Annotated in this window: 11 protein-coding genes; 2 read left to right on the top strand and 9 right to left on the bottom strand. The window is 41.8% G+C overall.

The annotated features are described in order from the left end of the window. Positions 1-177 precede the first annotated feature (177 nt). Both HUE98_RS00430 and metG read right to left on the bottom strand, forming a co-directional pair. A complete protein-coding gene (locus HUE98_RS00430) occupies positions 178-951 on the bottom strand; it encodes a TatD family hydrolase (protein ID WP_241421943.1) in 774 nt (257 codons plus the stop codon). Then, positions 952-2,892, bottom strand: coding sequence for a methionine--tRNA ligase (gene metG, locus HUE98_RS00425; RefSeq protein WP_241421942.1), 1,941 nt, complete (start codon positions 2,890-2,892; stop codon positions 952-954). A gap of 445 nt (positions 2,893-3,337) precedes the next feature. Between metG and HUE98_RS00420 the strand changes: the two genes are divergently transcribed. Beyond that, a complete protein-coding gene (locus HUE98_RS00420; RefSeq protein ID WP_241421941.1) occupies positions 3,338-3,577 on the top strand; it encodes an AbrB/MazE/SpoVT family DNA-binding domain-containing protein in 240 nt (79 codons plus the stop codon). Positions 3,578-3,603: 26 nt separating this feature from the next. On the opposite strand, the gene rsmI is transcribed toward HUE98_RS00420, so the two are convergent. Continuing rightward, a complete protein-coding gene (rsmI, locus tag HUE98_RS00415; protein WP_241421940.1) occupies positions 3,604-4,449 on the bottom strand; it encodes a 16S rRNA (cytidine(1402)-2'-O)-methyltransferase in 846 nt (281 codons plus the stop codon). 91 nt (positions 4,450-4,540) lie between these two features. Here rsmI and HUE98_RS00410 point away from each other — a divergent pair, with 91 nt between their 5' ends. Continuing rightward, complete coding sequence (locus tag HUE98_RS00410; RefSeq protein ID WP_241421939.1) at positions 4,541-5,710, top strand: Mur ligase family protein; 1,170 nt, start codon at positions 4,541-4,543, stop codon at positions 5,708-5,710. On the opposite strand, the gene HUE98_RS00405 is transcribed toward HUE98_RS00410, so the two are convergent. The 6 genes from HUE98_RS00405 to guaB all read right to left on the bottom strand — a co-directional run bounded on the left by HUE98_RS00405 (position 5,667) and on the right by guaB (position 11,686). Next, positions 5,667-6,512 carry a PSP1 domain-containing protein gene (locus HUE98_RS00405; protein ID WP_241421938.1) on the bottom strand — a complete coding sequence of 282 codons (846 nt, stop codon included), beginning with the start codon at positions 6,510-6,512 and terminating at the stop codon, positions 5,667-5,669. The two genes, HUE98_RS00410 and HUE98_RS00405, sit on opposite strands and share 44 nt — an antisense overlap. After that, positions 6,512-7,486, bottom strand: a complete 975-nt coding sequence (locus HUE98_RS00400) for a DNA polymerase III subunit (RefSeq protein WP_241421937.1) — start codon at positions 7,484-7,486, stop codon at positions 6,512-6,514. Before HUE98_RS00400 ends, HUE98_RS00405 begins: the two co-directional genes overlap by 1 nt. 27 nt (positions 7,487-7,513) lie before the next feature. Further along, on the bottom strand, positions 7,514-8,173 hold the full coding sequence (gene tmk / locus HUE98_RS00395) for a dTMP kinase (protein WP_241421936.1): 660 nt from the start codon (positions 8,171-8,173) through the stop codon (positions 7,514-7,516). Positions 8,174-8,212: 39 nt separating this feature from the next. Next, a complete protein-coding gene (locus tag HUE98_RS00390) occupies positions 8,213-9,652 on the bottom strand; it encodes an aminotransferase class I/II-fold pyridoxal phosphate-dependent enzyme (protein ID WP_241421935.1) in 1,440 nt (479 codons plus the stop codon). Positions 9,653-9,727: 75 nt separating this feature from the next. Then, positions 9,728-9,919 carry a sigma factor G inhibitor Gin gene (locus HUE98_RS00385; RefSeq protein WP_241421934.1) on the bottom strand — a complete coding sequence of 64 codons (192 nt, stop codon included), beginning with the start codon at positions 9,917-9,919 and terminating at the stop codon, positions 9,728-9,730. A 306-nt stretch (positions 9,920-10,225) separates the two neighbouring features. Continuing rightward, on the bottom strand, positions 10,226-11,686 hold the full coding sequence (gene guaB, locus HUE98_RS00380; RefSeq protein ID WP_318036531.1) for an IMP dehydrogenase: 1,461 nt from the start codon (positions 11,684-11,686) through the stop codon (positions 10,226-10,228). Positions 11,687-11,894: the final 208 nt, after the last annotated feature.

Raw genomic sequence — 11,894 nt, 5'->3', positions numbered from 1 at the left:
ACATATGGTACAAACTTATAAAAATGACAAAAAAGTGAATAAAAAAGCAGGGCAGCTATTAAAGCCCTGCTTTTTATTTTCAGGTTATTTTTTCTTAAAGATTATACTTTACTTATCTTTTACTTTCCCTTATGTCTGCTTCAACCCTACAAAATTAACTTAATACAGCTTAAGGTATCAATCCAAGCGGAAACAATTTTTTGTGTTAGTAAAAGTAACCTGGGCCAGCTCCTCCCACTTCATTCCCCGGAGAGAAGCAATTGTTTCTACCGTATACTTCACATGGGCAGGTTCATTTCTCTTCCCCCTGTAAGGCACAGGCGTTAAATAAGGACAGTCGGTTTCCACCAGTAATCGATGCAGAGGAGTTCTTTTCGCTACATCCCGAAGGGAATCGGAATTTTTAAAGGTTACCGGCCCAGCGATAGAAATATAAAAACCCAATTCTATACATTCCTGCGCCATTTCCCAGTCTCCGGAAAAACAGTGAAAAACACCACTGTTTTTCCCTCCCTGCTCTTCTCTAACGATCTTCAGCACATCCTTATGGGCCTCCCGATCATGTATTATTGCCGGCAGCCCCATCTTCTGAGCCAACAGCAGCTGCTCCCGAAACACCTGCTTCTGTTTCTTCCGGGGGGAAATGTCCCGGTAGTAGTCCAGGCCAATTTCTCCAATGGCCACATTTTTCTTGTTCTGCGCCAATTCCTTTACGTTTTGCAGGTAATCCTCAGGCACCCTGGCTGCTTCATGGGGATGAACGCCTACTGATGTGTACATGAAAGGGTAATCTTGGGCCATATCTACGGCCTTAGAAGAAGTTTTTATATCATACCCCAGATTGATAATCAGCTTAACCCCAATATCCAGGGCCCTCTGAATTACTTGGCTGCTGTCCTTTCGGTATGCTTTGTCAATTAAGTGTGCATGGGAATCTGCCAGGAAGGTCAATTAACTCACCTGGCTTCCAGGGGCAATATCACCATCAACAGAAGATAGAACCAACTTTCCCTGGGAATCCACTGCCGCCAGCAGCATACCCTGAGATTCAATCCCTCTTATTTTAACAGGAGCTAAGTTAGCTACCAACAGTACTTTTTTACCGACTATTTCCTCAGGGTTGTAATGCCGGGCAATCCCCGCCACAACCTGCCTTTCCTCTTTCCCTAAGCTTACCTTCAACTTCAACAGCTTATCTGCTCCTTCTACCTTTTCCGCCGTAAGGATTTCCGCCACCTTAAGGTCCACCCGGGCAAAATCATTTATTTTTATCTGCCCCATCCTTTCAATCTTATCTTGAGCTTGAGCAGTAGATGCAGGAGCTTTCTTGTCAGGTTTTTGTTCCCCCTCATTATCCAGTTCTATACGGGGGAAAAGAACTTCTGATTTTTTAACCCGGGTACCCTTCTTAAAACAACCCCAGGTCCTGCTGCTGTCCCAGGTTTGAAGTTCCGGTTCATTAGACATCCCTATAAGCTCCCAGATCTTATGAGGAGTTTTAGGCATAAAGGGCTGGAGCAAAACACTAATGATGCGGATTGTCTCCAAATAATTGTAGAGAACTGTGTTCAACCTTTCTCTTTTTCCCTCCCGGTTCAGTGCCCAGGGTTCCGTTTCATCTATATACTTGTTAGCCCGACCCACCAACTTCCAAAGCACTGCCAGGGCATTACTAAACTGCAGATTATCCATCAGTTTTTCCATCTCTCCAGAGGTTTCCAAAGCCAATATCTTCAGCTCTCTGTCATAGTCCCCCTCCTCCAGGGAAGGTCCTTCTATAATCCCTTGGGAAAACTTACTGACCATGTTTAAGGTTCGATGTATTAAATTACCCAAATCGTTGGCCAGGTCAAAATTAATTCTTTGAATCAGGGCTTCAGGAGTAAACACACCGTCAGACCCAAAGGGAATCTCCCTCAACAGGTAGTATCTGATGGCATCGGACCCGTACAGATCTACCAGCACCGTCGGGTCAATAACATTGCCCTTGGATTTAGACATTTTTCCTTCTTTTAAAAGTAACCACCCATGACCAAAAATTTGTTTGGGCAGAGGTAGGCCCAGAGCCATCAAAAAGATGGGCCAGTATATGGTGTGGAACCTGACGATCTCTTTACCGATTAAGTGAACATCTGCAGGCCAATACCGGTTCACCTTTTCCATATCCTCGGGATAACCCAATGCTGTGATATAATTGCTCAAGGCATCCAACCATACATAAATAACATGTTCTTTGTCAAAAGGAACCTCTACACCCCAATCAAAAGAGGTCCGGGAAACACAAAGCTCCTCTAATCCAGGTTTTAAAAAATTGTTAATCATCTCATTTTTTCGAGAGGGAGGCTGAATAAAATCCTCGTTTTCTTGAATATGCTCATAAAGTCGCTGAGCATATTTTGACATTCTGAAGAAATAGCTTTCCTCAGACACCATTTCCACCTGTGAGCCACAGTCGGGGCAGCAGCCGTCTTTCGCCTGCCGAACCGTCCAAAAAGCCTCACAAGGAGTACAATAAAGCCCCTCATACTTATCCTTATATATGTCTCCCTGCTCATACAACTGATTAAAAATAGCCTGGACTGATTTTTTATGCCGCGTCTCTGTAGTTCGGATAAAATCACTGCAAGATATATCCAATATATCCCATAGTTCTTTAATCCAGTCTACGATTTCATCTACAAAAACTTGAGGAGATTTGCCTGCCTCTGCCGCTCTCCGCTCAATTTTTTGACCATGTTCGTCGGTCCCTGTCAAAAACCATACATCATAATCCTTTAACCGCTTAAAACGGGCCATGGCATCTGCAGCTACCGTAGTGTAGCAGTGCCCAATGTGCAGTTTATCACTGGGATAATAGATAGGGGTAGTTATATAAAAGCTTTTCCTGGTCAATCTCTTAAAAAACCTCCTTTATCTAAGGAACAGCTTTAAAAATAAAATATTCACTGCCCATAGTAATCATTTTGACTTAACTTTATCTTACCAAAAACTTATTTGTCAAGAAATCTATGTAATCTATTAGAATTATTTTTATATTTTAAGTCTACAGCACTATAATAGAATAATAATATCTAAATATAGAAAAAAATACTAATATTAATTATCCTTCCATGAACTCTAACAAAAATACCTAAAAACATTTAAAATTAAGAAAAATGTTATTCTTTTCAATAAATTAACGATGTTGACATTATATTGATTAGAAATTATGGGACCTTAATCCTATTTTTTAGTAATTATTGCTAAATTTGAATAAAAGTGTTGCTCTCCTTGGGAATTGTTGGTATACTATAGACATACAAAAAATGTCGAAGATTGTTGAAAGAGGAGGTTCTGGATGAAATCTACAGGTATTGTAAGAAAAGTAGATGAACTGGGGAGGGTAGTCATTCCCATAGAGTTGAGAAGGACTCTGGGAATCCAAGAGAAAGATGCACTGGAGATTTATGTGGACGCAGAAAAGATTATTCTTAAAAAGTATGAGCCTGCATGTATTTTTTGCGGAAGCGCGGACGACGTACAGCATTATAAAAACAAGATTATCTGCAGTGAATGCATCAGTCAAATGAAACAATAAAGAAAGGGCCTTTGCCCTTTTTTTATTTATCCTTCTTTTTCCTCAATCACCTTTTTATATAATTCTCTTGAGGGCAGGTTTAAATATTTGGCTGTTCTTTTTACCGCTTCTTTTTCCTTTAATCCTGCTTCTTTAAGCTGCCTGACCTCCTCAACCCCTTGGGTCAAACTTCCCCTGCTGCAGATCACTGCCTCCTTATTTGCTCCTATTATTAACGTTATCTCTCCCTTGGGTGCTTTAACTTCAAAATCATGAATTAACTGAGATAAGGATCCCCTTTTAACCTCTTCAAACAATTTCGATAATTCTCGACAAACTGCTGCATCTCTATCTCCTGCTGCCTCCAAAAGCTCTTTTAAAGTTTTAAGTAGACGGTGCGGAGCTTCATAAATAACTACAGTTTTGTTGGACTCAATAATTTCTTCTATTTCTCTTCTTCGGTCTTTTTTCTTCCTGCTTAAAAAACCATAAAAAACAAATCGATTAATGGTGAATCCGGACACTGTAACGGCAGTAACCGCCGCACAAGGCCCCGGCAAAGAAGTGATCTTTATACCCCGATGGATAGATTCTTGTATCAATTCAAAACCCGGGTCTGAAATTCCCGGAGTTCCGGCATCAGCCACCAGGGCTATTTTGTGCCCTGCCAGTAATTTTTCTATTATTTCTCTGCCTCTTTTTTCTTTGTTATGCTCATGATAGCTGATTATCGGAGTTTTTATTTGAAAGTGATTCAATAGATTTACGGTTCGACGGGTATCCTCCGCTGCAACTAAATCAACCTCCTTTAGAGTCTTTAAAACCCGAAGAGTGATGTCTTCTAAGTTCCCTATAGGAGTTGCGCAAAGATAAAGAATTCCTGCTTCATCCATTTTTATCTCCCTCTCAAAATGAAAAACACATATTTTTTTCGGCTTCACAAAGACTATTAGTAAGAAAGACAAACATGAAAGGAGCTATTACATGCCGGATAAACCTATTATAGCAGGAATTACTGGAATAAGCGGAAAGTCCAGCACCTTAAAAATTTTAGAAAACATCTTCCGATTAAATAATCCCCACTTAAAGGATTCATTTAAAATTTTCTCCTCTTCTATAACAGAGAAACCGTCATTGAAAAACAAAATAAACGACGCCTACCGTGATGGAACCAAATACTTCTTCCTGGAAATCTCTCCCCGTGCCCTGTCCAGCCCCCAAATAAAATCCCTAAATTTAAATCTGCTGGCCGTAACCAACCTATCCCCTGAAGCTGCCGCTGACCCTCCAGGTAAAATTAACGGCTTAATGTCCAGCTTTTCTAAACTGCTGAAGGAAGACAGCACAGCCCTGATAAATGCCGATGATACCCTGGCGTTACAGATGGCTGATGTGACTCACAGCCAGGTAATCACATATGCCCTTGATTATCCCAATGCTATGGCAACGGCAAAAAAGATTCAACTAAAATCAAAACAGTCCCGGTTCAGTGTAATGTTAGAGAGTGATATTGACACCCTCACAGGTAAAATCATCTCCCCCGGCAGCCAAGATTTTACTCTTCCTCTCCCCGGGAGGCACAATATTTATAATGCCCTGGTAGCCATCCTAATTTCCCTGGCCTGCGATATAAGCTTTGAATCCATAAGCGAAAAACTTAACCGGATGCCTCATTTTAAACGCTGCCTGGAAGCCGTGTATAGTAATCAATTTAAAATAATTGACGATGGAGCATCAAATCCCGGAGCCATCGAAAGCGTCCTGAAAACTATCAGTTCGTATCAATTTAAAAAAATTATTCTAGTTTTTGCCTTATCGGGAAATCACAGCAGCAGCATCAATGCCCTAAATGGCAAAGTAATTTCCCATTGGGCTGAAAAAATTCCCATAGAAAAAATAATTATTACCAAAAGCATACATCAAGTTAATAAAAAAGCTCGGGCCAGCCTACAGGAAGAAAAAGTTTTTTTGGAAAAATGTCAAAATATAAAGGGGCGTATTTCAGTAATCCCTGGACTGGGAGACGCCCTTCAGGATTCTATTCTCAGCGCCCGGGAAGGGGATATTATCCTCCTACTGGGAGAAAAAGGAATGGAAGCTGGAGCTTCTCTCAGTCAGAAAATCCTTCATTCTTTTTCGGGCACTTCTGGTTAACTATCTTTTCAATAACCTCTTCTAAGGGAAACTCCATGACTTTATGGGATTCAAATAATTCTACGGCTATGCTTTTTTTCAGCGTGTTGACTTTAACAACTCTGCCCTCCCCCTCCGGCGTAACCACTTCTTTGCCCATGCGGGGGCAGACTTCCCTTGCATCTTTATAGGCGTCAGATTCAAAACGCAGACAACACATGAGCCGACTGCATATACCGGATATTTTGGTTGGGTTTAGGGATAAGTTTTGATCTTTGGCCATTCTTATGGAAACCGGTTCAAAGTCTCCAAGAAAGATGGAACAGCACAGCATCCTGCCGCAGGGACCCAGCCCACCCATCATCTTGGCCTCATCCCTGACCCCGATTTGCCGGAGTTCAATCCTGGTTCGAAAAACTGCCGCCAGATCTTTTACCAGCTCCCTGAAATCTATTCTGCCGTCGGCAGTAAAATAAAAGATAATTTTGTTACGATCAAAGGTATACTCCACATCTATGAGCTTCATATCCAGGCCATGTTCTGAGATTTTATCCAGGCATATTTCAAAGGATTCATCCTCTTTTTCCCGATTCTCTCGTACCTGCTGATGGTCCTTTACCGTAGCAGTACGGATAACTCTCTTTAGAGGAAGTACCAGTTCCTCTTCTTTAACCTCCTTTCTTCCCACCACCACTTCTCCAAACTCTACTCCCCGGGAAGTTTCTACAATCACAAAATCTTCTTTTTTGATATCCTCATCCTCAGGGTCAAAATAATAAATCTTACCCGCCTTCTTAAACCTGACACCGACTACATCAGGCATTATTTCACCCCTTTCATTTTTACCAGCATTGCTTCCAGTGCATTTTTTTTATTCAACGGAACAGACAATTTTCTTTTAAAACTTTCCAGTTCTTCTATTGCTTTTATCAATAATCTACTGGAACCAACCTCAATCTTTTTTATTTCCTCTAAATAATCAATATTTATAATCAGGTCTTCTTCCCCAGTAGATCCATATACCAGGCAGTCCCGGTAATAACTTTCTATAAAATCTAAAAATTCTATTAAGTTTTCCTCCTGGGCTAACTGTTCCCCATAGGAAAATAATTCCCTTGATTTACAGTGGAGAAAACCCTTCCACCACTGAAAAGAACTATGCCTCCACTGGTTCCAATCCTCAGAACCTGCTAATTTTATAGCTCTCAAAATACTTCCTTCAGCCGCATGAGCAGCTGCCTGCAGTTTTTCCTGGGACAGATGGGGTTTTTGAACTTTCAATACATTATAAATTTCTTTTCGGGAAACCCTGCCAAAGGGAATACATTGACATCTGGAAACTACCGTATCAGGAAGCAGAAAGAGTTCAGGTACCAATAAAATAAATACAATATAATCAGGGGGCTCCTCCAATACTGCCAAAAGACTATTAGCTGCAGGGAGACTCATTTTATGTGCCTCCTGAAAAATGTAGACTTTTTTTCTTCCTTCATTGGGTTTAAAAGAGGAAAGATTTTTCAGCTGCCTGATCTGTTCTATCTTTATATTCTTTCCTTCGGGAGAGACCACTGAAACATCCGGGTGGATACCCCTGTCCACCTTTCTACAGGAAATACACGTACCGCAAGCATTCCCTTTGAGACAATTCAACATTTTAGCTGCCATTAGAGAAAAGGTAAACTTCCCACTCTCTTTAGGGCCGTAGAAAAGGTAGGCATGGTTAATCCTGTTTCCGTGAATAGCTTTTTCCAATAATTCTGATGCTTTTTTCTGACCTGAAATTTCTTTTAATTTCATTTTATTATTCCTTAACACATCTCATTTTCATACCTGAACATCCCTTACCAAAAACAGGTCCTCTACCGCTTTAATAACTTCCTTATGAACCTCTTGTTCCCCTACACCTGCTTCTAATAATAAAACTCTTTCTTTTTGAATCTTTGCCAAAAACAAATAACCCTGCCTTACCTTTTGGTGAAACTCCAGTTCTTTCATTTCAATTCGATCCTGTGCTTTTGATCCCTTAGAATATCTTTCCCTCTGCCGCCTCAAGCCCTCTTCGGGAGCAACGTCTAAAAGCAAAGTTAGGTCCGGGTAAAGGCCCTGAGTTGCCTCTTCGTTCACCGTCAGGACAAAATCAGTTTCCTCTCCTAACCCAAAAGACTGATAAGCAAAACTTGAATCTATGTACCGGTCACAGATCACAACTTTTCCCTGTTCCAGTGCCGGTAAAATTACCTGAGTTACCAGCTGGGCCCGGGCAGCTGCATACAAAAAAACTTCTGTTTTGGCACACATTTTTTTATTTTCGTTATCCAAGAGAATATCTCGAATTTTGTCTCCAATAGAGGTTCCTCCCGGTTCCCTGGTAAAAAGGCAGTCAATTCCCCTCTGTATAAAATATTCTTTTAATTTAAGAGCCTGAGTCGTTTTTCCTGCACCATCAGGGCCTTCAAATGTTATAAATATTCCTGTTTTTCTCACTGATCCCGGGAAAGTTACCTTCCCCGGAATTCACCTCCTTTATTTTATTACTCGTAATGCAGCAGCTTCCTCTATATCTATCTTAATTTCCGGGTGGATGTTTTTCTCCCGATGAATAAATTCAATGATTTCTGTAGTTATAACCTCCCCCGGCACCAAAAGGGGAATCCCCGGAGGGTAAAGCGTAATTAACTGGGAGGATATCCTACCCGCTGCTTTCTTCAACAGGACATTTTCCCAAGGAAGATTAAAAGCTTCCCGGGGAAGCAGGGACTTCTCCGGCATAGGAGGGAGAGAAGAATTATATCTGCAGTCATCTGTTTTAGAACGTTTAAGGGTAAGCCGTTCCCGCATAGAACCCAGAGCACTCAACATTGAAGCCCAGTCTTTATCATCATGCCCTAAGGTTAGTAAAAATAATATATAATCCTGCCCACTCATTTCTACCTGAATTTTACCGCTTCGACGCAGTATAAAAGCTGCTTTTTTTCCAGTTTCCACAAACCGGTCTGTAAAAAAAGCCAGCTTGGTAATATCTAAACTTAATTCCCCCTGCTGCCTGGGAATCAATTTAAAATCCAACTGCTTCAATGATTTCCTGGCTTCTTCGGCTAAAAAAATAACTTTGTCCAAAAGTTCTTTTCCTCTTAAAGCTATTTGCCTCCTGGCAGCGTCCAGAGATGCTAGAAGCAGATAAGAGGGGCTGGTGCTCTGAAAAATGGTCAGCATATCTCTTAACCGCTCCCGGTCAATTCCCTCACCCGCGGCGTGAAGCATAGAGCTCTGGGTCAATGATCCGAGAGTTTTATGGGTGCTCTGCACCCATAAATCAGCTCCTACTTCTGAAGCGGCGCAAGGCAGGTCCGGATGGAAGGAAAGATGACCGCCATGAGCTTCGTCAACCAGCAGAAGGACACCTCTCTTTGCAGTTATCTTTCGAATTTCTTTTAAATCTGCACAAACGCCAAAATATGTAGGATTATTCAACAAAACCGCCCGGGCCTCCGGGCATTTTTCTAAAGCCTGCTTTACCTGAGAGCTGGTTACATTGGTAAACTCCCACCTGTTTTGGTTAGAATCCTCCGGAATATAAACAGGATCCGCACCAGAGGTTATGATCCCTCCAAAAACCCCCTGGTGCATCCTCCGGGGAATGATAATCTTTTCTCCCGGCCGGCAGACAGTATTGACCATGGCCATAAGCCCCGCAGTAGACCCATTCACCAAAAAGAATGTCTCAGCGGCACCAAAAGCCTCTGCAGCAATTACCATTGCCTCCTTAATTATACTGCGGGGGGCATGAAGATTGTCCAACCCTGAAATTTCAGTTAAATCAGCCTTAAAAGGCTGCTTTAACAGCAATTTTAATGGCCCGTCCATTCCTTTGCCCCCCTGATGACCGGGAACATGGAATGACTTGTAGTCCTCTAAGATATATTTAAAGATACCTTCCAAAACAGGTGCTTTTTTCTGATTCAATAAATTCACCTTCTAGTTATTATAGCCTATCCTGTTAATTATATCAGAAAAAGACGGGGAAAACCCCGTCCTTTGCTAATATGTTAAAACGAACTCCCATATTTTTTTTAGCTTATGAAGATAGCCGCTGTACTCATGATCATGAACCCTGGTCTCAATAATTTTTTTCTCACATTCATCACAAATAAACGAACCCAGGACAAAAATGCCGGAACACTTCTCCTGCTCACAAACCAGACAGGCTGATTTAATTTTTTCCTCCAACATTTATCACCCCTTACTATTATGTGCATTATTTAGTATATTTTAGTAAATTTGGTATTATGCTTAGTTTTACTAATTATTATATCTTTTTTTAGAAAAAAAGTGCCTGTCTTGTTTATCTTTTCAGTTTCAAAACAATAATAGGCCAGGACATATTCATAAGTGAACTGGTTTCAGCAAGCTGAAACATCGGGGAATCAAATGGAGAGTCTACTCCACCTGAGTAAAAACCCCACCTACGCTAACGCATAGTGGTGGGGAGCTTATTAAAAACAAGTTTCTGCTAAAGTCAGGCTATTATCCCTTAAATTAGATATTCCCCAGCATATAGTTGGGGGCCTCTTTCGTGATTTGAACATCATGGGGATGATTTTCCTTTAACCCCGCCGAAGTCACCCTGATAAATTTTACTTTAGTTTTAAGTTCATTAACATCCTTGACGCCGCAGTACCCCATTCCTGCCCTGAGGCCTCCCACCAGCTGATAAACTGTATCGGATAATGTCCCCCGGTAGGGGACCCGTCCTTCAATACCCTCAGGCACCAGCTTGGTAGTGCAGTCCTGAAAATACCGGTCACTGCTTCCTTCCTTCATGGCTCCCAAAGATCCCATGCCGCGGTATACTTTATAGCTTCTTCCCTGGTATATTTCAAACTCTCCCGGGCTTTCCTCTGTGCCCGCAAAAAGGCTTCCGATCATAACCAGGTTTGCCCCCGCCGCCAGAGCTTTGGGAATATCTCCAGAGTATTTGATTCCTCCATCTCCGATAATAGGAACCCCTGCCTCCCGGGCAGCTTCAGCGGCATCATGAATGGCCGTAACCTGAGGCACTCCAATCCCGGCAATCACTCGGGTTGTGCAAATTGATCCAGGGCCAATTCCAACCTTAACGCAGTCGGCTCCCGCTTTAATCAAATCCCTTGTTCCCTCTGCCGTCGCTACATTTCCTGCTACCAGTTCAACCTGGGGATATTTTTCCTTCAAGGCACTTACAGTATTTAAAACTGACACCGAATGTCCATGAGCAGTATCTACAACAATAACGTCTACACCTGCCTCCGACAGAGCTCTCGCCCTCTCCATGGTAGCAGCATCAATCCCAACAGCGGCAGCGGCCAGCAGCCTCCCGTTTTTATCTTTCGCCGATTGGGGAAATTGAATGGCCTTTTCAATGTCTTTAATAGTAATTAGACCTTTTAAATTAAATTCACCGTCCACAATGGGGAGCTTTTCTATTTTATATTTCTGCAGAATTACCTTGGCTTCTTCTAAAGTAGTGCCCTCTGAAGCCGTTACCAGCTTATCTTTGGTCATCACTTCTCTTATTCTTTTGGAATAATCCTCTTCAAAACGAAGGTCACGGTTAGTTAAAATCCCTACCAACTTAATCCCTTCGGTAATGGGGACACCGGAAATTCTATAACGGGCCATAAGATCAGCAGCATCCTGCACCCTGTGATGGGGAGAAAGATGAAAAGGTTGGGTAATCACTCCGTGCTCGGATCTTTTGACTCGATCCACTTCCATAGCTTGTCTTTCAATGGACATATTTTTATGAATTACACCGATACCTCCCTCTCGGGCGATGGCAATAGCCAGCCTGGCTTCGGTCACTGTATCCATCCCAGCACTCATAATTGGAATGTTTAGTTTAATTTTTTTAGTTAAATACGTAGAAACATCCACATCCCCCGGCAGCACCTCAGACCTGGAGGGAAGCAGCAGAACATCATCAAAAGTTAGTCCCTCTTTACTATATTTTTCGGGGATCAATAAGTTCACCTCACTGTAAAGTATTAAAGAGTATTATACCACATTTCTTTTCCATTTAACACATCCGTCCAATCTGAGATCAAGCAGCCCATTTAACGCCTGGACTTCTGGAATTCTGGGGTTAAGCTTGAATGATTCCCAAATTCTTGTCTAACTAACTAATATCTTGGTTAAAATTAGTGAGTGAATAAAGGAATATTTCAAG

Source organism: Candidatus Contubernalis alkalaceticus, assembly GCF_022558445.1.
GTDB classification, from domain to species: domain Bacteria; phylum Bacillota; class Dethiobacteria; order SKNC01; family SKNC01; genus Contubernalis; species Contubernalis alkaliaceticus.
The sequence above is the reverse complement of the archived record's forward strand: the minus strand, read 5'-3'. Positions and strand labels throughout refer to the sequence as shown.